This is a genomic window from Glutamicibacter creatinolyticus (assembly GCF_006094275.1).
Taxonomy (GTDB): Bacteria; Actinomycetota; Actinomycetes; order Actinomycetales; family Micrococcaceae; genus Glutamicibacter; species Glutamicibacter creatinolyticus.
On record NZ_CP034412.1, the window covers coordinates 1,099,241 to 1,122,521 of the forward strand.

19 protein-coding genes are annotated in these 23,281 nt (G+C 68.9%); 10 read left to right on the forward strand and 9 right to left on the reverse strand.

Annotated features, from left to right (window positions below; translation table 11 throughout):
• Positions 1 to 86: 86 nt before the first annotated feature.
• Positions 87 to 230 carry a hypothetical protein gene (locus GcLGCM259_RS15250; protein ID WP_175419330.1) on the forward strand — a complete coding sequence of 48 codons (144 nt, stop codon included), beginning with the start codon at positions 87 to 89 and terminating at the stop codon, positions 228 to 230.
• Here the strand turns inward: GcLGCM259_RS15250 and GcLGCM259_RS05040 are convergent.
• Together GcLGCM259_RS05040 and GcLGCM259_RS05045 are read right to left on the reverse strand one after the other, a co-directional pair.
• Positions 227 to 583: a DUF488 domain-containing protein gene (locus GcLGCM259_RS05040; protein WP_138172901.1), complete on the reverse strand. Its 357-nt coding sequence runs from the start codon at positions 581 to 583 to the stop codon at positions 227 to 229. The two genes, GcLGCM259_RS15250 and GcLGCM259_RS05040, sit on opposite strands and share 4 nt — an antisense overlap.
• 26 nt (positions 584 to 609) lie before the next feature.
• Positions 610 to 1,275 carry a hypothetical protein gene (locus tag GcLGCM259_RS05045; protein WP_138925939.1) on the reverse strand — a complete coding sequence of 222 codons (666 nt, stop codon included), beginning with the start codon at positions 1,273 to 1,275 and terminating at the stop codon, positions 610 to 612.
• A gap of 179 nt (positions 1,276 to 1,454) precedes the next feature.
• Between GcLGCM259_RS05045 and GcLGCM259_RS05050 the strand changes: the two genes are divergently transcribed.
• The 4 genes from GcLGCM259_RS05050 to GcLGCM259_RS05065 all read left to right on the forward strand — a co-directional run bounded on the left by GcLGCM259_RS05050 (position 1,455) and on the right by GcLGCM259_RS05065 (position 4,053).
• A complete protein-coding gene (locus GcLGCM259_RS05050; protein ID WP_054821366.1) occupies positions 1,455 to 1,904 on the forward strand; it encodes an FHA domain-containing protein in 450 nt (149 codons plus the stop codon).
• Positions 1,905 to 1,984: 80 nt separating this feature from the next.
• Positions 1,985 to 2,734 (forward strand): transcriptional regulator FtsR, encoded by a 750-nt coding sequence (gene ftsR, locus GcLGCM259_RS05055; RefSeq protein WP_138925940.1) that lies wholly within the window; start codon positions 1,985 to 1,987, stop codon positions 2,732 to 2,734.
• Between the two features lie 46 nt (positions 2,735 to 2,780).
• Positions 2,781 to 3,257: a bifunctional nuclease family protein gene (locus tag GcLGCM259_RS05060; RefSeq protein WP_054821365.1), complete on the forward strand. Its 477-nt coding sequence runs from the start codon at positions 2,781 to 2,783 to the stop codon at positions 3,255 to 3,257.
• Between the two features lie 202 nt (positions 3,258 to 3,459).
• The gene (locus GcLGCM259_RS05065; protein WP_138172909.1) at positions 3,460 to 4,053 is read left to right on the forward strand and encodes a MerR family transcriptional regulator; all 594 of its coding nucleotides are present in this window, start codon (positions 3,460 to 3,462) and stop codon (positions 4,051 to 4,053) included.
• A gap of 240 nt (positions 4,054 to 4,293) precedes the next feature.
• On the opposite strand, the gene GcLGCM259_RS05070 is transcribed toward GcLGCM259_RS05065, so the two are convergent.
• On the reverse strand, positions 4,294 to 5,112 hold the full coding sequence (locus tag GcLGCM259_RS05070) for a ParA family protein (protein ID WP_138172911.1): 819 nt from the start codon (positions 5,110 to 5,112) through the stop codon (positions 4,294 to 4,296).
• Positions 5,113 to 5,460: 348 nt separating this feature from the next.
• Between GcLGCM259_RS05070 and GcLGCM259_RS05075 the strand changes: the two genes are divergently transcribed.
• Both GcLGCM259_RS05075 and GcLGCM259_RS05080 read left to right on the forward strand, forming a co-directional pair.
• The gene (locus tag GcLGCM259_RS05075; RefSeq protein ID WP_138925941.1) at positions 5,461 to 8,913 is read left to right on the forward strand and encodes a pyruvate carboxylase; all 3,453 of its coding nucleotides are present in this window, start codon (positions 5,461 to 5,463) and stop codon (positions 8,911 to 8,913) included.
• Positions 8,914 to 9,130: 217 nt separating this feature from the next.
• Positions 9,131 to 9,727, forward strand: coding sequence for a hypothetical protein (locus tag GcLGCM259_RS05080; RefSeq protein WP_138925942.1), 597 nt, complete (start codon positions 9,131 to 9,133; stop codon positions 9,725 to 9,727).
• Here GcLGCM259_RS05080 and GcLGCM259_RS05085 read toward each other — a convergent pair.
• The 3 genes from GcLGCM259_RS05085 to GcLGCM259_RS05095 all read right to left on the reverse strand — a co-directional run bounded on the left by GcLGCM259_RS05085 (position 9,706) and on the right by GcLGCM259_RS05095 (position 13,217).
• Positions 9,706 to 11,511: an AMP-dependent synthetase/ligase gene (locus GcLGCM259_RS05085; RefSeq protein ID WP_138925943.1), complete on the reverse strand. Its 1,806-nt coding sequence runs from the start codon at positions 11,509 to 11,511 to the stop codon at positions 9,706 to 9,708. The two genes, GcLGCM259_RS05080 and GcLGCM259_RS05085, sit on opposite strands and share 22 nt — an antisense overlap.
• A gap of 105 nt (positions 11,512 to 11,616) precedes the next feature.
• The gene (locus GcLGCM259_RS05090; RefSeq protein WP_138925944.1) at positions 11,617 to 12,312 is read right to left on the reverse strand and encodes a hypothetical protein; all 696 of its coding nucleotides are present in this window, start codon (positions 12,310 to 12,312) and stop codon (positions 11,617 to 11,619) included.
• A gap of 11 nt (positions 12,313 to 12,323) precedes the next feature.
• Complete coding sequence (locus GcLGCM259_RS05095; RefSeq protein WP_138925945.1) at positions 12,324 to 13,217, reverse strand: alpha/beta fold hydrolase; 894 nt, start codon at positions 13,215 to 13,217, stop codon at positions 12,324 to 12,326.
• Positions 13,218 to 13,353: 136 nt separating this feature from the next.
• Between GcLGCM259_RS05095 and GcLGCM259_RS05100 the strand changes: the two genes are divergently transcribed.
• Positions 13,354 to 14,019, forward strand: coding sequence for a lysophospholipid acyltransferase family protein (locus GcLGCM259_RS05100; RefSeq protein WP_138925946.1), 666 nt, complete (start codon positions 13,354 to 13,356; stop codon positions 14,017 to 14,019).
• Positions 14,020 to 14,167: 148 nt separating this feature from the next.
• Positions 14,168 to 15,562, forward strand: coding sequence for a class II 3-deoxy-7-phosphoheptulonate synthase (locus GcLGCM259_RS05105; RefSeq protein WP_138172924.1), 1,395 nt, complete (start codon positions 14,168 to 14,170; stop codon positions 15,560 to 15,562).
• A 190-nt stretch (positions 15,563 to 15,752) separates the two neighbouring features.
• On the opposite strand, the gene GcLGCM259_RS05110 is transcribed toward GcLGCM259_RS05105, so the two are convergent.
• Both GcLGCM259_RS05110 and GcLGCM259_RS05115 read right to left on the reverse strand, forming a co-directional pair.
• Positions 15,753 to 18,089, reverse strand: a complete 2,337-nt coding sequence (locus GcLGCM259_RS05110; RefSeq protein WP_171021071.1) for a Stk1 family PASTA domain-containing Ser/Thr kinase — start codon at positions 18,087 to 18,089, stop codon at positions 15,753 to 15,755.
• Positions 18,090 to 18,358: 269 nt separating this feature from the next.
• Entirely contained in the window at positions 18,359 to 18,607 is a 249-nt protein-coding gene (locus GcLGCM259_RS05115) for a WhiB family transcriptional regulator (RefSeq protein ID WP_138172928.1), read from the reverse strand.
• A 371-nt stretch (positions 18,608 to 18,978) separates the two neighbouring features.
• On the opposite strand from GcLGCM259_RS05115, the gene GcLGCM259_RS05120 reads away from it, so the two are divergent.
• On the forward strand, positions 18,979 to 19,383 hold the full coding sequence (locus GcLGCM259_RS05120; protein WP_138172930.1) for a hypothetical protein: 405 nt from the start codon (positions 18,979 to 18,981) through the stop codon (positions 19,381 to 19,383).
• Between the two features lie 75 nt (positions 19,384 to 19,458).
• Here the strand turns inward: GcLGCM259_RS05120 and GcLGCM259_RS05125 are convergent, their stop codons facing one another.
• On the reverse strand, positions 19,459 to 23,253 hold the full coding sequence (locus tag GcLGCM259_RS05125) for an FtsK/SpoIIIE domain-containing protein (protein ID WP_175419331.1): 3,795 nt from the start codon (positions 23,251 to 23,253) through the stop codon (positions 19,459 to 19,461).
• Positions 23,254 to 23,281: the final 28 nt, after the last annotated feature.

A 23,281-nucleotide genomic window follows, 5' to 3' on the forward strand; every position in this document is an offset into this window, starting at 1 on the left:
GTCTTTCGCGCCAGCGGCGCCCGGTGCCCATGGTGGGCGAAGGGACCTGGCGGAAGCTGGCCGGATAGAAGTACGAGGAGATGCGCGTGGAGAAGTTCGAATTCAATCTGCAGCAGGTCAGCCAGGGCGATGAGGTGTGCGTGGACGGGGTCTGTTTCGTGCAGCCGGCCCAACCCGCCGGTCAGGACGGCGACGGGCAAAAGCCGCAGTCCGGGAGCAGCGACTCCTAGTCCAGCTGGGAGGAGAGATAATCGCGCAGCACCAGCGCGTGGTTGGCCTCTTCATTCTTCGCCGCATACAGCAGCGTGACCTTCTCCTGGGCAGCGAAGGTCTCCAAGAACTCGTCAACCCGGGGGTTTTGATCCAATTCCTGCCGGTAGTGCTCGGCGAACTCGGCAAAATGCTGCGGGTCGTGGTTCCAGCCCTTGCGCAGGTCACTGGAGGGGGCCAGGGACTTCGCCCACTGGTCGATGTGCGCGTCGACCTTTGTCATCCCGCGCGGCCAGAGCCGGTCCACCAGCACCCGGTAGCCGTCGGAATCGGCCGGTGCCTCGTAAATCCTCTTAACCTGCAGTTCGCTCATGCCTGTGCTCCTTTCGTGCTGCGTGCCTATGGCCGCCCGTCGGCGGGATCCTCCGGCTCGGCAGTGCGTTCGCGGACACCGGTGGAATCAGAGTCCCCGGGCACCGGGTCCGGATCAATGCTCGTCGCACCGGACGGGTTCGCCGCGAGCTGGCCCTTGAGCTGCTTCAGCCGGCGGCCGCGGCCGCGGTACAGCGTCCAGCCGATCACCCCGGCCACAAAAATCACCGCCGCGGCGATCGCCCCGGTCAGCGACGCTCCGCCAAACCAGGTCGCCCCGGTATCCAGGATCCGGCGGGCCTTGAGCGCCGCGTCGGAGGAATTCAAAAAGATCCCCAGCGTCAGCCAGTTCGGGGCGGCCAGCAGGATCGCGACCACCAGGATCGCCAGGCGCCCCCTCCAATGCAGTTTGCGGATCCGCATCTGCCAGGCGACCACCAGCGGCACCAAGGTGAAGATGAAGCCCAGTGAAAGCCCGGCGATCCATCCGCCACTGGCGGTCCCGTCGTTTTGCGAAACGATGCGCGTCGCCCACCACACCGGCAGGAACAGGGTCGCGAACAGGTAGAGCAGGAACGCCACCGCGACCCCGACAGCAATCAGGATGGCGCGCCGCTTCCAGCCGTTGCCGCCGGCGCTGTCCGGGCCGGGGTGACGTTCAGGATTTGGTGCCGGTTCGGTGAGATCTGACATATTCGAATCATCGCACGGATCGGTGCCTCAGCGTAGGACAAATATCGCCTTGTTTGTTATCGATTGCATGTTGAGTAGGCTAATCTGTAAGGAGTTGGGGGAGTTGCCACCAGCTGACGTTGAACCACCTTGTCTTCGGCGTCCCAGCCGCAGGCGCACAGTATTCGGGAGGACATCTCATGTCTGACAAAGGGCCGACCCACTCGCACTCCGAGTCTGCCTCGGAGACCACGAGCATTGCGCTGCCCACCCAGAGCCGGCCTTCCGAACCCTCGGTGATCTACACGCTCAGCGAAGATGAACGTCGCGCCGTGGCGGCCCTGCCCGAGGGGTCGGCGCTGCTGATCGCCCACACCGGCCCGAACCAGGGGGCCCGCTTCCTGCTGGACAAGGACAAGAACGTGGCCGGGCGGCACCCGAACGCGGACATCTTCCTGGACGACGTCACCGTCTCCCGCCGCCACGCGGCCTTCGAGCGCGAGGGCACCGGCTACCGGCTGAACGACATCGGCTCGCTGAACGGCACCTACATCAACGGGGACCGGGTGGACAGCGTCCTGCTGGCCAATGGTGTGCAGGTGCAGATCGGAAAGTTCCGGCTGAACTTCTACCAGAGCGTTCCGGCGTAAAATCGAAACAGCAGTAAGACTTCACGGATCCGGCCGCGGCCGGAATCCAGCGACGTAACCGAGGTGTGGACCCTTTGCCGATGTTTGATGCAGCACGAAGCCAGCGGATCGAGGCGGTACGCCCCGAGTCACCCCGGGCTGCGGCGTTAAACATCGGCGAGGTGCTCGCCGAGCTGAAGCGGGAATTCCCGCAGGTCACCGCGTCCAAGATCCGCTTCCTGGAGGACAAGGGACTGATCATCCCGCAGCGCACCGCGGCCGGGTACCGCAAGTACACCGCGGCTGACGTGAACCGGCTGCGTTTCATCCTCTCCGTCCAGCGCGACCAGTACCTGCCGCTGAAGGTGATCAAGGACCACCTGGATGCGATGGACCGCGGGGAAACCCCGGACACCCTGCCCGGCGGCGCCCCGAACGCGCCGCAGCTGGTGAGCAACCAGATGGGCGAGCAGGTCGAGAACCGCACGCGCCCGGTGTCGATGGCCGAACTGCAGGGCATGACCGGGGCCAGCGCGGACCTGGTCAAGCAGCTGATCAGTTTTGGGCTGATCGAGGCCGAGGGCGGGCTGTTCGACGCGCACAGCGTGCAGGTCACCCAGTCCGCGGTCAACCTGGCCAGCCATGGGGTCGAGCCGCGCCACCTGCGCCAGTTCCGGCTCGCAGCCGAACGCGAATACTCGCTGATCGACACGATCGTGGGGGCCGACGCCAAGCGCCAGGAAGTCTCCGCCCGGGCCCGCGCCGCCGAGGAGGCGCGCAACATTGCCGAGCAGTGCCTGAAACTGCATGATGCCTTGGTGCAGCGTGCTATTTCCCATTTGGATCGCTAGTCTGGTCACAAGCGTTTCGCACCCAACATGCAAAGGGGGAACGTGAATGTTGGAACTAGAATTCGCCGGGATCCGGATCCAGTTGCCCTCCAACCAGCCCCTGCTGCTGTTGAAGCATCCCGAACGCAACCTCTATCTTCCGCTGTGGATCGGCGCACCCGAGGCCTCGGCCATCGCCATGTCCGAACAGGGGCTCACCCCGCCGCGGCCCATGACCCACGACCTGATGATCAACGTCTTCGAGGCGCTGAAGGTGCAGCTGGACCGGGTGGAAATCGTCTCGGTCGACAACGCCATCTTCACCGCGGATCTGGTGCTCTCCAACGGAGTGCGGGTCGACTCGCGTTCCTCCGATGCGGTGGCGCTGGCGGTGCGCGCCCAATGCCCGATCATGTGCACCGAGGAAGTGCTGCAGACCGCCGGCGTCGTGATCGAAACCTCCACCGAGGAGGAGCCCCCGGAGGAGCAGATGCGCGAGTTCCGGGAGTTCTTGGACAACATCGATCCCGAAGACTTCAGCTAGGGGCCGCCGGTGGGCAAATGTGCAGGGCGACACGCCCTCAAGTAATAGTTGAAGGTCTTTGACCTAACCCCGATATCGCCGTACCGTCAAATCATAGGGATTTGCCATTCGATTCTGGAAACGGGCTATCATCACTCGCGCGTTGCAACCAGCGATACCGTCCCTGCCGAATGTGAATGCGCTAGATGCAAGGAGTAATTGGATGGACTCTCGGGATACCGGCCCACAACAACGGGCTCCTGGTGAAGTGCAACGCTCCACGACCCAGGGATTGCTGTTCACCGACGACCTGCCGCAGCTGGATGAACACGCCGGCTACCGCGGCCCGATCGTCTGCAAGGCTGCGGGGATCACCTACCGCCAGCTCGACTACTGGGCCCGCACGGGCCTGGTTGAACCCGGCGTGCGCGGGGCCAAGGGCTCGGGCTCACAGCGGCTGTACTCCTTCCGCGACATCCTGGTGCTCAAGGTCGTCAAGCGCCTGCTGGACACCGGTGTATCGCTGCAGCAGATCCGCACCGCCGTCTCCCACCTGCGTGAACGCGGGGTGGAGGACCTGGCGCAGATCACCCTGATGAGTGATGGAGCCTCGGTGTACGAATGCACCAGCGCCGATGAGGTCATCGACCTGGTCCAGGCCGGGCAGGGAGTCTTCGGGATTGCCGTGGGCCGGGTGTGGCGCGAGGTCGAGGGATCGCTCGCCCAGCTGCCCAGCGAAAACTCCGCCGAAGCGCACCCGCACGATGAACTCGCCGCGCGGCGCGCAGCCAAGGCCGCCAAGCTCAACGCCGGCTAAACGGCCCAGGCGGCTCGGCCGGTTCCGGGCGTGCCGGGGCCCTGGGAAGCCGTCGCATCGTGCGCTGTGGGACTGGCGCTAAAAACCCCGCTGGATCGGGGCGAACAAAACTTCAGATACTGAAAAAGGACCACCCTTCGGTGGTCCTTTTTCAGTCTGCGCTGCCGGTGGCCTTCGGTGGCATGGCTGCCTGGGGCGTGGCTGCCTGTGGGTTGTTCCCTGGGCGTGCGCGTGGTGAGTCTAGGCGGGCTGGGCTGCCTTGTCGGTGGCCATGATTTCCTTCAGCAGCCCATCGAACTGGGACACGATCGGCCCGGTGGACTTGCTCGGCCACTGGTGCACCGAATAGGCCGCGCCCTGGATCTGCTGCCATTCGGGGTGCTCGGGAATCTCCGGGGTGAGCATTGAGTCGCCGAACATTTGGCGCATCTCGTTCAGCCGGAAGGTGTGCTCGGCCGAATCCTTGCGCACGCGGTTGGCCACGACCTTGATCGGTCCCAGGGTGGGGGCGAATTCCTTGCGGAACAGCTCCAGGGCACGCTGGGTGCGTTCGGTGCCGGCCACGGAGAACAGGCTGGGCTCGGCCACCAGCAGCAGCTGGTCCGAGGCGCTCCAGGCCATGCGGGTCAGTCCGTTGAGCGAGGGCGGGCAGTCGATGAGCACCAACTGGTAGCCCGAAGTGCGGCTGAGCAGCTGGGTCAGGCGGCGCAGGTCGCGGGTGCGCAGGTCTGGACGGTCGTAGATGCCGGTGTAGGCATCGCCCACGGCCACATCGAGTACGGGGATGCGGGTGCGTGACTTCTTTTCGGCGGCCTTGGACTGCCAGGAGCTGGCGGCGACATTGTCCTGCAGGCGGGCGCGGCGCACGTTCTTCAGCATCTGCCCGATGGTCTGCTTGTCCTCGGCCCGAACGCCCAAACCGGTGCTGGCATCAGCATGCGGGTCTAGGTCGATGACGAGGGTGGGGATGCCGGCGGCGAGTGCGGCCGAGGCAAGACCGAGGGTCACCGAGGTCTTTCCTACGCCACCCTTGAGGCTGCTGATGCTCACTACGTGCACGGAACAGACCACGCCTTTCACTGTTCGCCGATTGAAGGTACCGCGGGACTTAATCTCTAATTATCATAGTCGGCTCGAGTCGAAATCCCCGAGTTCGCAACGTCGGTTTTTGCTCTTTATCACGATACCCCGCTTTATAACCACTGATCGGAACATGACGCTGTGGTCAGACCACAGGACGAAATTTTTGGTCAACGTGCCTGCCGTCACTGTAGGGTGTGGAATTAGGTGCTCGACAACGAGCCACTTCCGACGCCCTGCGCCGACGACGATGCCGGGTAGGTCTTGCTGTACCCAGCTGCCTGCTCCCGTACCGTCTGCGACGCGACGAATCGATGTAGGAACACCATGTTTGAAAAAATCTTGGTTGCCAACCGCGGCGAGATCGCCATCCGCGCGTTCCGCGCCGCCAATGAACTCGAGGCAAAAACCGTTGCCGTCTACCCCTACGAGGACCGCAACTCGATCCACCGGCAGAAGGCCGATGAGTCCTACCGGATTGGCGAAGAAGGCCACCCGGTCCGTGCCTACCTGGATGTAGACGAGGTGATCCGCGTCGCCAAGGAAGCCGGTGCGGACGCGATCTACCCGGGTTACGGGTTCATGAGTGAAAATCCCGAGCTCTCCCGGGCTGCGAAGGAAAATGGCATCAAGTTCATCGGCCCCTCCGCCGACGTGCTGGAGCTGGCCGGCAACAAGGTCGCCGCGCTGAAGGCCGCCCGCGAGGCCGGCATCCCGGTGCTGGCCTCCACCGAGCCGAGCGACGACGTGGACTGGCTGACCGGTCAGGCGGAGAAGATCGGCTTCCCGCTGTTCGTCAAGGCCGTGGCCGGCGGCGGCGGACGCGGCATGCGCCGGGTAGACCAGCGCGAGGACCTGAACGACGCACTGAACGCCGCCATGCGCGAGGCCGGCACCGCATTCGGGGACCCGACCGTGTTCCTGGAACAGGCCGTGCTGCGCCCGCGGCACATCGAGGTGCAGATCCTGGCCGATGAGCACGGCAACGTCGTGCACCTGCACGAGCGGGACTGCTCGCTGCAGCGCCGCCACCAGAAGGTCGTGGAGATCGCCCCGGCCCCGAACCTGGACGATTCGATCCGCCAGGCGCTGTACCGCGACGCCGTCAAGTTCGCCACCGCCCTGGGCTACCAGAACGCCGGCACCGTCGAATTCCTGGTCGACACCGTGGGCGAGCGCGCCGGGCAGCACGTGTTCATCGAGATGAACCCGCGCATCCAGGTCGAGCACACGGTCACCGAGGAGGTCACCGACATCGACCTGGTGCAGGCGCAGATGCGCATCGCCGCCGGGGCCACCCTGGAGGAGCTGGGCATCCGTCAGGAGGAGATCAAGGTCCGCGGCTGGGCGCTGCAGTCGCGCATCACCACCGAGGACCCGGCCAACGGTTTCCGTCCGGATGTGGGCACCATCACCGTGTACCGTTCGGCCGGCGGCTCCGGGGTGCGCCTGGATGGCGGCACCGTCTACACCGGCGCGGAAATTTCCCCGCACTTCGACTCGATGCTGGTCAAGTTGACCTGCCGCGGCCGGGACTTCGCCACCGCGGTGGCCCGCGCCCGCCGCGCCCTGGCCGAGTTCCGCATCCGCGGGGTGGCCACCAACATCTCCTTCATCCAGAACGTGCTGGCCGATCCGCAGTTCCTGGCTGGCAACGTGGCCACCGACTTCATTGACAAGCGTCCCGAGCTGCTCACCGCGAACCAGTCGCAGGACCGCGGCACCAAGGCGCTGAACTACCTGGCCGCGGTGACCGTGAACCAGCCCAACGGCCCGCGCATCGAGGGCATCGACCCGCGCAAGAAGCTTCCGGCGTTCCCGGGGGACAAGGCCAGCGAGCCGGAGCGTTCACCCTTTGACGGGCCCTCGCAGACCGTGCAGCCGCCGGCCGGCTGGCGCCAGGTGCTGCTGGAGAAGGGCCCGCAGGGCTTTGCCAAGGCGCTGCGCGAGTCCACCGCGGTGGGGGTCACCGACACCACCTTCCGCGACGCGCACCAGTCGCTGCTGGCCACCCGGGTGCGCACCCGCGACCTGCTGCACGCCGCCCCGGCCTACGCCCACGTGGTCCCGCAGCTGTTCTCCATGGAGGTCTGGGGCGGGGCGACCTACGACGTCTCGCTGCGCTTCCTGGGCGAGGACCCGTGGAAGCGCCTGGAGCTGCTGCGCGCCGAGCTGCCCAACATCCCGCTGCAGATGCTGCTGCGTGGACGCAACACCGTGGGCTACACCCCGTACCCCACCCAGGTGACCGACGCATTCGTCGCCGAGGCCGCCAAGAGCGGGATCGACATCTTCCGCATCTTCGACGCGCTGAACGACATCGACCAGATGGCCCCGGCCATCAAGGCCGTGCGCGCCACCGGGACCGCGGTGGCCGAGGTGGCCCTGTGCTACACCGGCAACCTGCTGGACGCCAACGAGAAGCTCTACACGCTGGAGTACTACCTGGAGCTGGCGCAGAAGATCGTCGACGCCGGGGCCCACATCCTGGCGATCAAGGACATGGCCGGGCTGCTGCGCCCGGCCGCGGCGAAGCTGCTGGTCTCCGCGCTGCGTGAGCGCTTCGACCTGCCGGTGCACCTGCACACCCACGACACCTCCGGCGGGCAGCTGGCGACCTTGATGGCCGCGGTGGACGCCGGGGTGGACGCGGTCGACGTGGCCAGCGCCGCGATGGCCGGCACCACCTCCCAGCCCTCGGCCTCCGCCCTGGTCGCCGCGCTGGAGAACACCGAACGCGACACCGGCCTCTCGCTGGACGCGGTCGCCTCCCTGGAACCGTACTGGGAAGCGGTGCGCGCGATGTACAAGCCGTTCGAGTCCGGGCTGCCGGCGCCGACCGGGCGCGTCTACCAGCACGAGATCCCCGGCGGGCAGCTGTCCAACCTGCGCCAGCAGGCGATCGCCCTGGGCCTGGGGGAGCGCTTCGAGGCGATCGAGTCGATGTACGCCTCGGTCAACGCGATGCTCGGCAACCTGGTGAAGGTCACCCCCTCCTCCAAGGTGGTCGGCGACCTGGCCCTGCAGCTGGTTGGCTCCGGGGTGGCGGCCGACGAGTTCGAGGCCAACCCGCAGAACTACGACATCCCCGACTCGGTGATCCAGTTCCTCTCCGGGGAGCTGGGGGACCCTCCGGGCGGCTGGCCCGAACCGTTCCGCACCAAGGCCCTGCAGGGGCGCACCGTGCGCCCGCGCGTGGAGGACCTGGAACCGCAGGACGCCAAGGCGCTGCAGGGCGACTCGGACACCGTGCGCTCGACCCTGAACCGGCTGCTGTTCGCCGGGCCGACCCGCGACTTCGAGGCCAGCGTCGAGAACTACGGCGACCTGTCGGTGCTGCACACCCGCGACTACCTCTACGGGCTGAGCTCCGACGGGGAGCACGTGGTCTCGCTGGGCAAGGGGGTGCGCCTGCTGGTCAAGCTGGTCTCCGTCTCCGAGCCCGATGAGAAGGGCATGCGCACCGTGGTGGTCACCCTCAACGGCCAGCAGCGCCAGCTGCAGGCCCGCGACGAGTCCGTGGAATCCACGGTCAAGACCGCGCCGAAGGCCGACCCGAACAATCGCGCCCACGTCGCCGCCCCGTTCGCCGGCGCGGTCACCGTCGGGGTGCAGGAGGGCGACTGGGTGGAGGCCGGGCAGGCCGTGGCCACCATCGAGGCGATGAAGATGGAGGCGGGGATTACCGCCAACGTCTCGGGCACCGTCAACGAGATCACACTCAACGGCACGAGCCAGGTGCAGGGCGGGGACCTGCTGCTGGTGATCAAGCCGGAGTAGCACCCGCCGCGGGCCGGGACGTACCCCCTTCCCGCCGCGCACCGGGCCGGTCGGCGTTTCGCGCTGGCCGGCCCGCGCCATGTCACCGGCGCCCACCGCGCACAGCGGCTAGAGTGGATGGGGCCGCAGCGGCCCGCCGCCGTGCCCGGGCATTTTGGTTGCCGGAGCCGCGGTGCGCGTGCAGAGTTATCAGTGTGACGATCAGGAAGGCCCGTACATGCGCTGGATTCCCGGTTCTCGTTCCAACCCCGACCCCGCAGCCGGCACCGCGCCCGTCAAGGGCCCGGCCTCCGGTGCCGCGGCGGCCGAGGGCGTGCGGCCCCTGGCGCAGGTGGGTGCGCAGGTCGCGGCGAAGCACCCGAAGCTGCCGGTGGCGCTGTTCCGGCTTGAGCCCGAGGTTGCGCTGCAGCCGCTGCGGCTGAAGCTGGCCTCCGCCCTGGCCGAGGCCTCGGTGAGCACCAGCTTCACCCTGGGCGGCCCGGGCCGGGTGCAGGCGGTGCTCGATGGCCAGCTGCCGGCCCAGGCCGTGCTGGTCGTGGTGACCACCAGTGATGACGGGGCACAGGACCGGCTGATGGACCTGGTCGAATGGCTGCTGGCCAACGGGCGCCAGCAGCTGGCTGAGCACCTGATCTTCGCCCCGGTGGGCCAGCGCCGCCAGCTGGCCGGATCCTTCGCGTTCGCGCATGTGCCGCTGGGCGCCCAGGTGCTGGAACACGCCAGCGGCGGCACGCCGTTGCGAAGGCGTGCCGCCGCTGCGGGGATCGACCAGCTGCGTGATGCGGTGCTGGATCAGGCCTTGGGCTTGGAGTAGATCGCCTCCACCACGTCCTGGTAGTCGGTGAGCACCTTGGCGCGCTTGATCTTCAGCGACGGGGTCAGGTGCCCGGATTCCTCGGTGAAGTCCTCGGCCACCACGCGGAACTCCTTGATCTGCTCGGCGCGGGAGACCGACTCGTTGGCCTTGTCGATCACCTTCTGCAGGGCGGTGCGCACCTGCGGCTGCTGGACGACTTCGGCCATCGGCAGGTCGCGGGAGAGCTGGTGGCGTTCCAGCCAGCCGGGCAGCGCCTCCGGGTCCAGGGTGACCAGTGCGGCGATGAACGGGCGGTTGTCGCCCACCACCAGGCACTGGGAGACCAGCGCGTCGGCGCGGATCTGGTCCTCCAGCAGCGCCGGGACCACGTTCTTGCCGCTGGCGGTGACGATGATTTCCTTCTTGCGCCCGGTGATCTTCAAGAACCCGTCCTCATCCAGCTCCCCGATGTCCCCGGTGTGGAACCAGCCATCGGTGAAGGCCTCGCGCTGCAGGTCGGGGCGGTTGTAGTAGCGCGGCATCACGCAGATGCCGCGGGCCAAAATTTCCCCGTCCGCGGCGATCTTCACCGCGTTGCCCGGCAGCGGGCGGCCCACGGTGCCGATCTTGATTTGCTTGAGCGTGTTCACGGTGATCGGGGCGGTGGTCTCGGTCAGGCCGTAGCCCTCCAGCACGGTGACCCCCACGCCGTTGAAGAAGTGGCCCAGGCGCTCGCCCAGCGGGCCGCCGCCGGAGACGGCGTGGCGCACGTTCCCGCCCATGGCCTCGCGCAGCTTGGAGTAGACCAGCACGTCGAACAGCTTGTGCTTCAGCTTCAGGCCCAGCGGGATCTTGCCCTCCTGCTGGGCGCGGGAATAGGCCACCGCGGCGCGGGCGGCGGTGTGGAAGATCTTGCCCTTCCCGCCGTCCTCGGCCTTGAGCATCGCCGAGTTGTACACCTTTTCGAACACCCGCGGCACGGCCAGGATGAAGTTGGGCTTGAAGGACTGCAGGTCCTCCAGCAGGTGCTTGACGTCCGGGGTGTGCCCGACGCGGCAGCCGGCGGCGACCGCGACGATGGAGATGAAGCGGGCGAAGACGTGGGCCAGCGGCAGGAACATGATGGTGGCCGCGCCCGGGTAGACCGCCTCGGGTAGCTCGGCGACCGCGTTGTCGGCCAGCTCCACGAAGTTGCCGTGGGTTAGTTCGCAGCCCTTGGGCCGCCCGGTGGTGCCCGAGGTGTAGATCAGTGTGGCGGTGTCGCGCAGCCCCGGTGCGCTGCGGCGGGCCTCCAGCTCCTCGTCGGACACCTGTTGCCCGGCCTGGCGCAGCTCATCGAGCCCGCCCTCGTACTGCCAGACGTGTTCCAGCGCCTCCAGCTGCTCCTGGTGGGCGGCCTGGCGCACCACGTTCTCGTGGTTCGGGGTCTCCACCACGATCGCCACCGACCCGGAGTCGCCCAGGATCCAGGCGACCTGGGAGGGGGAGGAGGTTTCGTACACGGGCACGGTGATGCACCCGGCGAACCAGATGGCGAAGTCCACCAGAGTCCACTCGTACTTGGTGCGCGACATCAGCCCGATGCGGCTGCCCGGTTCGATGCCCTGGGCGATGAAGCCCTTGGCGATCGCGGCCGCGTCGGCGGCGAACTGCGAGGCGGTGATGTCCTGCCAGCTGCCGTCGGGGCGGGGTTTGGAGAACAGCGCCGGATTCGCCGCGGAATTCGCGTGCCGCAACAGCAGATCGGTGATGTTGGACTGTTCGGGGCTCTTGATGCGAATCGGGGTGCTGAACTCGATCATCGGTGTCTCACTCCTGACGTATGTGACCGGGGTAATCGCAGCGAGTAAGCTACGTCACAGGATATTACTTGATAGTAACCTAGCTGCGACCTGTGGCCAAGTTCGCTATACCCTAGCCCCATCATCTCCCGGATCGCGGTCGTTGGGTAGTCGGTAGAGCAGCAGGCCCACCCCGGCCAGGGTGATCAGCCCCAGCGCGATGAACAGGGCCGTGGGCGCGCCGCGGAAGAAGATCACGCCCAGCAGCAGCGCCAGCGGGCCGCCGGCCGCGGCCAGCCAGGCCAGGGTCAGCACCGGGTCGCCGGACCCGATCGCCACCGGGTCCTCCGGCACGAACTCCCCGTCCGGTTCCTCCTGAAGCGCGTAATCGCGCGGGCCGCTGGCCCCGGGGCCGGTGGTGAACAGCCGGCGCAGGCGCTCATCGTGGGATTCGGGCCCCGTGTTGCCCGCCTTGCCGGCAGGGCCCGGGGTGACGGAGTTGCCGGAGGTGCCGGGGGTGCCGGGATCGGGCTGGCCGCCGGACCCGGTGTCGGTGTCTGCGGGGTCGTGCTTCCCGGCCGTGTGTCGGTCCGCTTCCCGGGTGGGATCGTCGTTCGAACGCTTCGTCTCCGCCGCGCCGGGATCTGGGTTCCCGCTCGGCGCCGGGTCCCCGGGTTGATCCCCGGGTTGATCCGCGGGTTGGTCCCCGTCGGACCCGGTCCGGGGTCGACGCGGCAGCGGGCCGGCCGCCTGCAGCCGGGCGACCAGCTCATCCCACTGCGGGTCCGGGGTGCTGGAGGGTCGTTGGTCCTTTGGGTCCACCGCGCCGCTGCCTAGGTCCGGGCCGGGGTGTGGGCGGCGATGAACTGGGCGGAGCGCTCGAAGATCAACGGCGCGTCGTAGTCCAGGGTGGCCACGTGCAGGCTGTGCGGCAGGTCCACCCGTTGGATCTTCGAGTTCGGCGCCAGCCCGTCGAACAGGGCGCGCACCGAGGCATCGGAGACCACGTTGTCGCTGGCCGAGCGGAACAGGATGATCGGGCAAGTGATCAGCGGCAGGCGCCGGCGGGTCTGCTCGAACAACCGGTGCAGCTGGGCGACGGCGGCGACCGGGGTGCGCGGGTAGGCCTGCTCATTGGCCCCGGGCAGGGCGATGTCGTTGCTGATCGGGGAGGTGGATCGCACCACCCAGCGCAGGTACTTCGTGTACGGCGCCAGCGGGGAGTCCACGACCAGCCCCGGGTTGGTCAGCAGCAGCCCGGCCACCTCGCGTCGGGTTGCCAGGTGCAGCGCCAGCGCGCCGCCCATCGACAGCCCGGCGACGAACACCGTGCGGTACCTGGCCGCCAGTTCGTCAAACGCCTGCTCGGTGGCGTGGATCCAGTGCGCGTAGGGCACTTTGACCATGTCCTGCCAACGGGTCTCATGCCCGGGCAGCAGCACCATCTGGGTGTGGTAGCCGGCCTGCTCAAGGGCCTGGGCCCAGGGGCGCATGGCGGTGCGCGCGCCGGTGAACCCGTGGATCAGTAGCACCGCGACCTCGTCCTTGCGCGGAGCGGGTGCCTGCTGGGCGCCGTCGCGCTCATCGGGCCGGTCGGCCTGCGCGCCGCCGGAAGCCTGCGCGCCCGCGATGGCCTGGGCATCCGCGGACAGTTGCGCTTCCGCTGGGACGTGCCCTTCCGGGGTGGTGGCCGCGTCGCTGTTGTTGGGGCCTGGTTGGGGGTGCATCAGCCTGCCTTTCTGCCGCCTCACACCTCGAGACTAGTGCACAATTGGTTACAGGGAGCCACGCGGTCGGCGAACACCGCCCCGGCCCTGCGGTAACCTGCGATTCATCACCGACACCCGAAGGAACCCAAGAAACGTGCTGTATGACTTCCTCAAGCGGTTCGCGGTCCGCCCCCTGCTGAAGATCTTCTTCCGCATCGACCTGACCGGCACCGAGCACGTGCCGCCCACCGGCGCGGCGATCCTGGCCTCCAACCACCTGTCGGTCTCCGACTCGGTGTTCCTGCCCGCCAGCCTGGAACGGCCCGTGGTGTTCCTGGCCAAGGACGAGTACTTCAACGGCACCGGGTTGAAGGGGCGCTTCACCGCCTGGTTCTTCCGTTCGATCAACCAGCTGCCGATGGACCGCTCCGGGGGAGCGAAGTCGGCCCAGTCACTGGCCAGCGCCGCCGGGGCGTTGGCCGAGGGCAAGCTGCTGGGCATCTACCCGGAGGGCACCCGCTCCCCGGACGGCCGGCTGTACCGGGCCAAGCTCGGGGTGGCGAAGCTGGCCCTGGAAAGCGGGGCGCCGGTGATCCCGGTGGCGATGATCGACACCCACAAGGTCCAGCCCATCGGGCGGCGCATCCCGCGCCCGGGGCGGATCGGCATCCGCATCGGCCAGCCCCTGGACTTCTCCGACCGGCGCGGGCAGGCGCAGGATTCGCAGGTCTTGCGCCAGGTGGCCGACGAGATCCGCGAAGCGATCGGGCAGCTCTCCGGGCAGCAGTACGTCGACGTCTACGCCCCGCGCAAACGCTGAGCCGCCAGACCGCGGCCGGGTGCGCGGTCTGTCGGCTGCGTCCAGCGGCGGCGCGGCGGCGTGCGGCGGGCCCGGGGATGGCCAGTGTTACGGGCCGATGTTACATTCGCCGCAGTGCTTTTGGTGCCCGGCCCGTAGACTTGGAAGGGTGACTGAAGTATTCCGAACCCCACTGCCAGGCTCCTCCGTAGCCGGCCCCGCAACCGACCCAGACCTGGACCTTTGGCGCAACCTGCCGATCGCCCAGCAGCCGACCTGGAGCGAGCACGCGGACTATAGCGCCTCGATTGCCGAGCTGGGTTCGCGACCACCATTGGTCTTCGCCGGCGAGGTCGACATCCTGCGTGCCCGCCTGGCCGCCGCCGCCCAGGGCAAGGCGTTCCTGCTCCAGGGCGGGGACTGCGCCGAAACCTTCGACGGGGCCACGGCCGATAAGATCTCGGCCCGGGTGCGCACCATCTTGCAGATGGCCGTCGTGCTCACCTACGGCTCGTCGATGCCGGTCATCAAGATGGGCCGCATGGCCGGGCAGTTCGCCAAGCCGCGCTCCTCGAACGATGAAACCCGCGACGGGGTGACGCTGCCGGCTTTCCGCGGGGAGATCGTCAACGGGTTTGACTTCACCCCCGAATCCCGCGCCCACGACCCCAAGCGCATGGTCACCGCGTACAACACCTCCGCGGCGACGCTGAACCTGATCCGCGCGTTCACCCAGGGCGGGTTCGCGGACCTGCGCAGCGTGCACTCCTGGAACCAGGGGTTCATGGCCAACCCGGCGCACTCCGCCTACGAGCAGCTGGCCGGGGAGATCGATTCGGCGATCCGCTTCATGGACGCCTGCGGTGCGGACTTCGAGGCGCTCAAGCGCACCGAGTTCTTCGCCTCCCACGAGGCCCTGCTGCTGGACTACGAGCGGGCGCTGACCCGCACCGACTCGCGTACTGGCCTGCCGTACGACACCAGCGGGCACTTCCTGTGGATCGGGGAGCGCACCCGCCAGCTGGACCACGCCCACGTGGACTTCCTCTCCCGGGTGCGCAACCCGATCGGCGTGAAGCTGGGGCCGAACACCTCGGTGGAGGACACCCTGGCGCTGATCGAGAAGCTGGACCCGACCCGCGAGCCGGGCCGGTTGACGTTCATCACCCGGATGGGGGCGAAGAACATCCGCGAGAAGCTGCCGAACCTGGTGGAGAAGGTCACCGACTCCGGCGCCCAGGTGCTGTGGGTGACCGACCCGATGCACGGGAACACCGTGACCAGCCAGAACGGGTACAAGACCCGCAACTTCGACGACGTGATGGACGAGGTGCGCGGCTTCTTCGAGGTGCACGACGAACTGGGCACCTTCCCCGGCGGCCTGCACGTGGAGATGACCGGCGACGACGTCGCCGAATGCCTCGGCGGCGCGGACCCGATCCGCGAGGAGGACTTCGACAACCTCTACGAGTCGGTCTGCGACCCGCGGCTGAACCACCGCCAGTCCCTGGAGATGGCGTTCCTGGTCTCCGCGGCGCTGAAGAAGCGCGGACGCCGCCGCTAGGCGATCACCCCGTGTGCCCTCCCGGCCCACCGGGTTAAGCCAGAACATCCCCGAGCACCGCTCGGGGATGTTCTGCGTTAAGCCGGATCCACCGAAACAAGGAGAACGGATCGTCCGGAACCGGTTCGGGCCGGACGGAACCGAACCGGGCCAGGTGGAAGCGATCCGAACCGGACGGGAAGCCGGCCGGTTAGAACACGTACAGCGTGATCGTTGCGCCGCGCTCGGCCTGTTGGTTCAGCGGCGTCTGCAGGCGCACCGTGCTGGAGTGCCCGCCGAGCATGTCACGGGTCTCGACCTGGAACCCGGCCTGCTCCAGGGCGGACACCGCCTGCTCCACCTCCTGGCCGATCACCGAGGGGATCTGCACGTACTCCGGGCCCTGGGAAAGCTGTACGCTGATGCTGCCCCCGGCCGGAACCGTGCCCTCGGCCGGGTCCTGGACGGCCACCTGGCCGCGCGGGACGTCGCTGGAATACACCGGCTCGCCGACCTGCAGGCTCAGGCCCAGTTCCTCAACGGCCCCCCGGGCGGCCTGCTCATCCAGCCCCACCAGGGAGGGCACGTTCACCGGTGCCGGGCCGGCGGAAACCACCAGGGAGGTCGCGGTCTTGCGGGTCAGCTGCTCCCCGGCGGCCGGCTTGCTGGAGATCACCTGCCCCTCGTCCACGCTCTGTGAGTACTCCTGGCCCACGCTCGGGGCCGACAGCTGCATCTGCTGCAGCCGCTGGCGGGCGGCGGAGGTGTCCATCCCGGTCACATCGGGCATCTGGAACAGTTCCGGGCCCCGGGAGATCACCAGCTCCACCCCCTGGAAGCGCATGATGTTCTCACCCTCGGCGGGGTTCGAGTCGATCACCCGCCCGGGGGCGACCTCGTCGTCATAGGCGTTGTTCACCCGCACCGGCACCCCGGCGGATTCCAGGCGCTGCACCGCCTGGGCCTGCACCAGGCCGCTGAGCGAGGGGATGTTCACCACGCTGCCCGGCCCGCGCCCGAAGAACCACGCCCCGGCCGCGACCAGGGCCACCACGGCCAGCAGCAGCACCGAGACCAGCACCTTCTGCGCCGGGCTCCTGGGCTTGCCCAGCCGGTGGGTGGGCACCTGCGCCTGCCTGCGCCACTGGCGCTGCGCCCGCTTCAGCTCCCGCTTTGAGGGCGGCTCGTCGGCGGACTCCTCCGCCATGGCGGTGGCCCCGGAACGTTCCTCGCGGGGCATGGCCATGGTGGCCGGGGCGTGGTGCTGCCCGGAACGCTCGTGGGCGACGGTCGCCGGCTCGCTGGCCTGCCGGTAGGCGGTGGTGTGCGCTTCGCGCGGATCCCCGCCCGCGTCCGCAGCGGCATCCTCGGTACCGGTCCGCTGCTCCCGGTCCCCGGCCGCCTGCGGCTCGCTCCCGTGGGCCTCGGTGGCCGGCGTGTCGGCGCCCAGCGCCTGGGTCGGCTGGCCCGCGGCATCGAGCACCGTGGTCGGATCCTGCGCGGCCTGCGGCTCATCGTGCCCGTCCTGCCCGGCGCCGGCTGCGGCTGCGGCGGCGTTGGGCCGCACCCACCACGGGTCGCGCTGCGCCTCGCGTTCGCGCTGCCAATGATCCAGGCGCTGCTGCACGGTGGTGGGGTGCTGCACCGCCTCCGGGATGAGATCACCGATCCCGCCGTAGGTGTCCGCTCCCAGATCCAGCTGCTCGTCGCTGAGCGTGGTGCCGATCTGGATCACCTCGTCAAGCAGGAACCCGGCGTCCTGTGGCCGGTTCTCCGGGTCCTTCTCGGTGCAGAAGCGCACCAGCTCGTCCAGGTCCTGGGCCAGGCCCGGCACACGGGTGGAGGGCAGCGGGGTTTCGGATTCCAGGTGGTGGCGCATCAGCGCCGGCACGGTCGCATCCGGGTAGGGCAGCTGGCCGGTGAGCATCTGGAAGATCATCACGCCCACCGCATAGATGTCACTGCGCGAATCCGCCGGCTGGCCGGAGACCAGCTCCGGTGAGGCGTACTGCAGGGTTGCCAGCAGCGTGCTGGACTGGGTGTGCGCGGTGGCGACCCGGGCCAGGCCGAAGTCGGTGATCTTCACTTCGCCGTTGTCGGCCATCAGCACGTTGCCCGGCTTCATGTCCCGGTGCACGATGCCTTCGCGGTGCGCGGCGGCCAGCCCGCGGCAGATGCTCTCCAGCACGTTCAGCGTCTGGCGCGGGGTCAACCGCCCGCGCCGGCTGATCAGCTCGTGCAGGTTCTGGCCGCGCACGAACTCCATCACCAGGTAGACCAGGCTGCCCGAGGCGTTGTGGTCGCGGGTGGAGACCACGTTCGGGTGGTTGATGTTCGCCGCGATCACCGCCTCGGAGGCAAAACGCTCCCGCACCTGGGGATCACGCGCGTAGTTGTCGTTCAGGATCTTCACGGCCACCGGACGGTGCAGCCGCCCGTCAACGGCGCGGTAGATCCGCGACATGCCGCCGTACCCGATCAGCTCATCGAGCCGGTAGCGGTCATCGAGCAGCTGGCCGGTCAAATGGTCGTGCAATGGCGCGCTCATGGTCTGCCCGCACGCGCGATCATCGGGCGGGTACCGGTGCTGTGCGTCACGGGCGGCTCCTTTCATACGTTGGCACTAGGTTCAATCTACCTAGCGCAGCTGGGAATTTAGCTAGTTAACCACCCGGTGACGGCATCGATATGGCAACAATTGCCCGCTGCGCGCAACTGCCGGTTAACGAGCCGATCCGCCAGAACCGGTGCGGTTCTGGCGGATCGGGTGAAGGCTTGCGCGGGCGATGACCCAGGCACCGCCCCAGCGGCAGGTGCCTAGGAGGCGCGGCGGGCCCGGGCGGCGCGGCGCTTGAGGGCCCGACGCTCGTCCTCACTCATGCCGCCCCACACGCCGGCATCCTGGCCGGACTCGATGGCCCACTGCAGGCAGGTTTCCACGACTTCGCAACGGCGGCAGACGCTCTTGGCCTCTTCGATCTGCAACAAAGCCGGTCCTGTGTTCCCCACGGGGAAGAACAGCTCCGGGTCCTTGTCCAGACACGCCGCGCGGCTACGCCAATCCATGCTTATTGATGCTCCTTGAAATTGCCGGGAGGTCCATCCGGGTTCCACGTCCGCAGGGATCGGCTGGCAATGCTGCAACGGCCGGGGGAGTGGAACTCGTGTCGCTGTGTGCGAGACGAACCGAAATCTTCATAGTGTCCGGCAAGCACTGACTTCCGGAACCAACTTCATAAGGTTTTCATGTTACAGGTAAGTAAACAAGGGTCGTTTTAGGGAAATCAGCGGTAAACCCTGAGTGCTTAGTCACAAACCGCACTACGAATCATTGCGTACCGCAGCGGCCCGAATTTGACAATGGGTTCCTGAATCACATTTCGGTCCAAGCAGCGCTGTTTGGCCAGATCCCGCGCGGAAACGATAGATTTAAACCCGTGAGCAACAACGAACTTTCCGGTGCCCGTCCCGCCAGCGTGAAGACCGTGGCGGCACTGGTGCTGCTCGAAGCGGTGGCCGTGCTGGCCTATGGCATCAACTACCTGATGCACATCAACGACCCGGGCGTGCTGAACATGTCCGGGCGAATCTTCATGGTGGTCCTCTGCCTGGCCGCCGGCGTCTGGCAGGGTTGGGTGGCTTTCAGCTTCTTCAAGGGCCGGGCCTGGACCCGGGCCGCGATCGTGGCCTGGCAGCTGTTCCAGGTGATCCTGGCGACCACCTATTTCCAGACCGAGCTGATTGGCGCGGCCGTGGCCGCGTTCTTCGTGGCCGCCATCGCCCTGGTGCTGCTCTTCGCCCCGCAGACCACCGCGTTCCTCGGCGACCGCAAGACCCACTAGCCGCCCACCCCGCCACCGTCACCTCAAGATGATTGCGGCCGGTGTGGCGGCGTCGCGCCTCGACGAGTGGGCGTTTCAGGGGTGGGGGATCAGCACCTGCCGCGGCTGGCCGGCAATGCTGCATACCGCCCGCCACGATCCATCGGTTCGCTCCGCTTCCGCGGCCGCCAGCGGGCCCCAGGCCAGCGGCTGCAGGTCCAGGGGATGGCGCGGCTCAATCACCACCACCTCGCGTTCATCGATCTGCAGTCCGGGCAGCCCGAATTCGTAGGCCAGCCGCATCGAGGGGGCGCAGAACACCACCGGCGCGCAGCCCTGCTGTGCCAGCTCGTTGATCAGACCCAGCTGCCCGGGCCCGACCGCAGTTTCCAGCAGGAAGCCGGCCCGGCGGGGGCCCGGGTCTGCGGCGGGTGGCGGCGGGTGCTCCCCGTCCGCTGCGGTTTTCCGGTGCAGCGTCATTGCCCAGCGCGAGCACAGGACTTCGGCGACAGTGCGGCGCAACCCGGGGTCCGCAACCAGCACGAAGCCGATCCGCTGCGGGAAGAAGGTGACCGGCTCACCCAGCAGCCCGCCGACCCCCAGCGGATACCCCCGCGGATATTCCCGCGGATAGTCGCGCGCCGGCGCGGCGTTGACCGCACCAGATGATTGCAGCGTGGTGAAGCGCGGCCGGTTAGGCGGCGGTGCGGCGATCTGCGTCAGCTGGATGGTGCGGGTGCCGCCAGCGGCGTCCACCGCCACCCCGCGCCCCTCCAGCGCGGAGACGACCGGCAGCTTCGGCCACATCATCTGCAGCGACTGCGGGGCGCCCAGCGGGAAATACCACCGGGCGGCGCACAGCTGCGCGCACTTGAGCGCCGAGGTGTCCCGATCGCCGATGAGCACCACGTTCGCCCCGCTGCCCGCGGCCTGGCGAATCACCGTGCCCAACACGTCGTCAAGGCGGGCGAAGAGGGCCGGGGGCAGGGCGGCGGCCAGCGCGCCCATGTTGCGCACCACCACCAGCACGTCATCCAGTGCGCGGCCCGCGGCCAAAAAATCCAGGGCGTCGGCCACGCGATAGGCGTCCTGGCCGGTGAACAGCAGCAGGTGCGGTGCGTGCCCGGGCGGGGACGGGGCGGCCGCGGCCCGGATTTCGGGCAGCGGGGCAGCATCAAAGTACAGGATCCGCCGCGGAATCCGGGCCAGCTGCCCGGCCAGGTAGGCGGTGCCGGATTCGGGCAGCCCGTGCACCAGCAGGGCACCTGCCGCGGCCGTGGCGGGTAGCAGCGGACCCCACGTCCCCGCGGCGAGCTCATCCACCCAGCCGCACGCGCTCTGCCCGGGTTCCAGGGCGGCCGGTGCCATCCCAGGCGGCAGCGCTGGCGCACCGAGCCCGGTCGGCAGCGACGGGGCAAAGGGGCTGGGCACCGGGGCGCTGTCCGCCCAGCGTGTGGCCAGCGCGGTGACGTGGGCATCCAGCAATCCCATCGCCTCCGCCGCCGTGGGCGCCCGCCCGAAGGGCTTGGGGGAGGTGACGCCAAAACCCCGGCGGTGCCGTTCGACGAGCATCCCGTACGGCGCGGTCGGGGCGGCCAGCGCAAAGCGCAGCACCCGGCGCCCGATGGTGGGCGAGGTGAGCACCGCCTGGCCCGGCAGCGTGAAGTGGGCGGCCTGCGGGGTGCCGACCAGGTCGCTGGATTCGGCCGGATCCCTGACCCGCAGGGCGATCACCGTGTTGATGTTTGCCCGGGTCTGCCCGCTGAGGGTGCCGCCGGGTTTTTGCGTGGACAGCAGCAGGTGGATGCCCAGCGCCCGGCCCACCGTGGCGATCCGGTCGATGCGCTGCGCGGCGCCGGGCGCATCGTCCAGGAACACCCGGAACTCGTCGACGATGACCAGCAGCCGCGGCAGCGGCGGATCCTGGTGGCCGCGGTGTTGGCGGTAATGGGCGATGTCGCTGCATCCGTGCGCGTGCAGCAGCCGCTCGCGCCGCCCGATCTCCAGCTCCAGCTGCTGCAGCATCCGCAAGGCACCGGCCGTGTCCAGGTCGCTGGCGAACAGCTGGGTGTGGGCCAGCGCGGCGAAGACGGACAGGCTGGCCCCGCCCTTGAAATCCACCAGCGCCAGCGCCAGGTCCCCCGGAGCGTACCGGGCGCTCAGCTCGGTGATCATCCGGCGCAGCGCCTCGGACTTGCCCGACCCGGTGGTCCCGGCCAGCAGCAGGTGCGGCCCGTCGCGCAGCACGTCCAGCTGCACGGCGGCGCCCTGGTCATCCACGCCCAGCGTGCAGGTCAGGGTCTCCGCCGCGCCAGTGGTCTCCGCCGGGCCAGCGGCGTGCGCCGGGGCCCGATGAGGCCCGGGCAGCAGGGGTTGGGTTGCCCGGTGCTGCAGCAGCAGCGATTCGACCAGCCGGGCGAAATGTTCGGGCGCCAGCCGGTGCAGACTGTCCAAGCGTGCCTGTGGATCATCCAGCTGGCACGCCAGGGTGTGCACGTCGATCCACTGCACGTTCTCGCTCACCGGCCCCGGCCCCAGACCCAGCACCAGGGCGCCGGGCACCGCAGCGGCGGCTCCGGCGAGCACGTAGACCGGCGGATTCCGGCCCACCTCACCGCCTCGGGTAATCCCGGCACCGGTATTGGCCGGGGGCAACGGCCCGGCCAACGGCAGCGCTTGCGCCCCATGGCCCGGCGGCACCCCGAGGCGCACGCCGGGCAACAGCAGCAGCGTGCTGGGCAAATCCGGCAGGTGCGGATCGAGCACCAGCTGCCGGGTCCCGCACACCACCGAGGGCAGCAGCTGGGCGAGCAGCGCCAGCAATACCGGCACCGCCTGCGCGGGGCGGCTCGCCCGCAGCTGCCAGGCCCCGGTGGGACGCAGCGCGAACACCGGGCTGGCGGAGGCCAGGCTGCCGCGCCGGCCGGGCTCAAGGAACCGGTGCTCACCCGTGCTCCCGGCACCCGGATCCCACACCCCGTCGCCGAAGAGCAGCGGTGGTGGGCTGGTGGCGCCCAGCCACCGGTATTCGGGGCCGGCCCCGGCCGCAATCACGGCCCCCAGGGGCGGAGCCAGCTGGCGGCGCAGCCGCAGCAGGTCGGAGGTGTGCTGCCGGGCCTGGCCGATCCACCGCCGACGCTGGCGCAGCAGCCCCAGGGCGGGAATCAGTCCGAACCCGGCCGACACCCCGGAGATGAGCAGGAAGATTTTCGAGCCGGTCGCCGCCAGCAGCACCAGCCCGATCGCCAGCGGCACCAGTGCGGCGCCCAGCAGCGTCAGCAGCCGGCCCAGCTCCGGCCGGCCCGGCAGCACCGGCACCGTCCGCGGCCAGTCCAGCCCCGCGGCGGGCAGCTGCGCCAGCGGGTCATCAACCCGCAGCTCGGTGCCGCCCAGGCGCAGCCGCATCCCGCGGCGCAGCTGGATCCGGCGCACGGGGTGAAACGCGCCGTGCTCGAACACCTCCAGCCGCGCCCCGTTCTCAGCGTGCAGCATGATGCGCTGGGCATCGACCTGCACGCTGGCGTGGCGGCGTGAGACGGCCGGGTCATCGAGCCACAGCGGGGCGCAGCGCCCCACCTGATGCCGCCCGGGGCGCAGCAGCAGCCGGGCCCCGGCGTTCGGCCCCTGCGGCACGTAGAGCTGCAGCCCGCCGCCGGCCCGGCGCCCGGGATCCGCCAACGCACCATCGCCGGGCAGGTCGCTGAGCAGCAGCCGGGCATCGCGCGGCAGCGGCCCGAGCTCCTCCAGCGCCCGCGCCCCGCAGTACCAGCGCGGCACATCGAACTGGGTGTCCAGCACCTCCTGCACCCCCGCCCCGTCCAGGGCGCCCTCCGCCTGCAGCATGAACTGCCGCGGCCTGGCGAACGCCGCGGCGCACAACAACAGCTCCACCGGCCCACCGCCTTCCCCTACTTCCCCT

Excerpts from the sequence above, each read along its gene's own strand:
- GcLGCM259_RS05040 (WP_138172901.1), bottom strand. The coding sequence starts at position 583 with ATGAGCGAACTGCAGGTTAAGAGGATTTACGAGGCACCGGCCGATTCC.
- GcLGCM259_RS05045 (WP_138925939.1), bottom strand. The coding sequence starts at position 1,275 with ATGTCAGATCTCACCGAACCGGCACCAAATCCTGAACGTCACCCCGGC.
- GcLGCM259_RS05050 (WP_054821366.1), top strand. The coding sequence starts at position 1,455 with ATGTCTGACAAAGGGCCGACCCACTCGCACTCCGAGTCTGCCTCGGAG.
- ftsR (WP_138925940.1), top strand. The coding sequence starts at position 1,985 with ATGTTTGATGCAGCACGAAGCCAGCGGATCGAGGCGGTACGCCCCGAG.
- GcLGCM259_RS05060 (WP_054821365.1), top strand. The coding sequence starts at position 2,781 with ATGTTGGAACTAGAATTCGCCGGGATCCGGATCCAGTTGCCCTCCAAC.
- GcLGCM259_RS05065 (WP_138172909.1), top strand. The coding sequence starts at position 3,460 with ATGGACTCTCGGGATACCGGCCCACAACAACGGGCTCCTGGTGAAGTG.
- GcLGCM259_RS05075 (WP_138925941.1), top strand. The coding sequence starts at position 5,461 with ATGTTTGAAAAAATCTTGGTTGCCAACCGCGGCGAGATCGCCATCCGC.
- GcLGCM259_RS05080 (WP_138925942.1), top strand. The coding sequence starts at position 9,131 with ATGCGCTGGATTCCCGGTTCTCGTTCCAACCCCGACCCCGCAGCCGGC.
- GcLGCM259_RS05085 (WP_138925943.1), bottom strand. The coding sequence starts at position 11,511 with ATGATCGAGTTCAGCACCCCGATTCGCATCAAGAGCCCCGAACAGTCC.
- GcLGCM259_RS05095 (WP_138925945.1), bottom strand. The coding sequence starts at position 13,217 with ATGCACCCCCAACCAGGCCCCAACAACAGCGACGCGGCCACCACCCCG.
- GcLGCM259_RS05110 (WP_171021071.1), bottom strand. The coding sequence starts at position 18,089 with ATGAGCGCGCCATTGCACGACCATTTGACCGGCCAGCTGCTCGATGAC.
- GcLGCM259_RS05115 (WP_138172928.1), bottom strand. The coding sequence starts at position 18,607 with ATGGATTGGCGTAGCCGCGCGGCGTGTCTGGACAAGGACCCGGAGCTG.